The organism is Winogradskyella costae (assembly GCF_013403865.1).
Lineage (GTDB): Bacteria > Bacteroidota > Bacteroidia > Flavobacteriales > Flavobacteriaceae > Winogradskyella > Winogradskyella costae.
The window spans coordinates 1-900 of sequence record NZ_JABFDK010000043.1; the positions used below are offsets into that span (position 1 = coordinate 1).

The following is a 900-nucleotide window of genomic DNA, read 5'->3' on the forward strand; positions in this document are numbered from 1 at the left end:
AATTGACATTAGTCATTTAGTTTTCGATGTCACCGATTCTGATGGTAATTATTATCAGTTTAAAAACAATGAATTTGGCTTTAAAAAGTTCACGAAACTTTTAAATAATAAGAGCTATTGCGTTATGGAAGCTACAGGCTATTATCATTATCAGTTAGCGTATCATTTGCTAGAATCGGGTATAAAAGTATCAGTAGAGAATCCATTGTCAGTGAAACGTTTCATACAGATGAAACTATCGAAAGTTAAGACAGATAAGAGCGATTCTAAACTTATTTGTGCTTACGCTGAGCAAGTAGAATTAAAGCTGTGGCAAGGCAATTCCAAAGAAGAAATAGCATGTCTTCAAATCGTTAGAACTCTTTCTGTGTATACAAAACAAAGCACTATGCTAAAAAACAAACTACATGGTGAATCGGTTTTGGGAAATCCCAGTAAGCTTGTTGTTACGTCTTTAAAACGTAGCTTAAGACAACTAACAAAAGAGATAAAAACGTTGGAGGATAAGCTGTTAATTTTAGTAAAACAATCGCATCAAGATTTGTTTACCCGTTTAAAAACCATTCCTGGTATCGGTCCCAAAACAGCCATAATGTTAGTAGTATTAACAGGTGGCTTTGATCGATTTACAAGTGCTAGTGAATTATGTAGTTATGCTGGTTTAACACCAGTGATTAGACAAAGTGGAAGTAGTGTAAAAGGGCGACCACGAATCAGTAAAATGGGAAACCAAAAGCTGAGAAATTTATTATTTATGTGCAGTTTTAATGCTTGCAAATACAACAAAGCTTGTCGAGATCTTTATGAGCGAATCGTAGCCAAAGGAAAGAGCAAAAAATTAGCATTAATTGCAGTATGTAATAAACTATTAAAACAGGCCTTTGCAATCGCTAAATCAGG

The 900-nt window shown here is 34.2% G+C and carries 1 protein-coding gene; it reads left to right on the forward strand.

Annotated elements, in window-relative coordinates; all coding sequences use genetic code 11:
- Position 1: 1 nt before the first annotated feature.
- A partial coding sequence (locus HM986_RS17600; protein WP_317167410.1) for an IS110 family RNA-guided transposase occupies positions 2–900 on the forward strand: 899 nt, incomplete at its 3' end.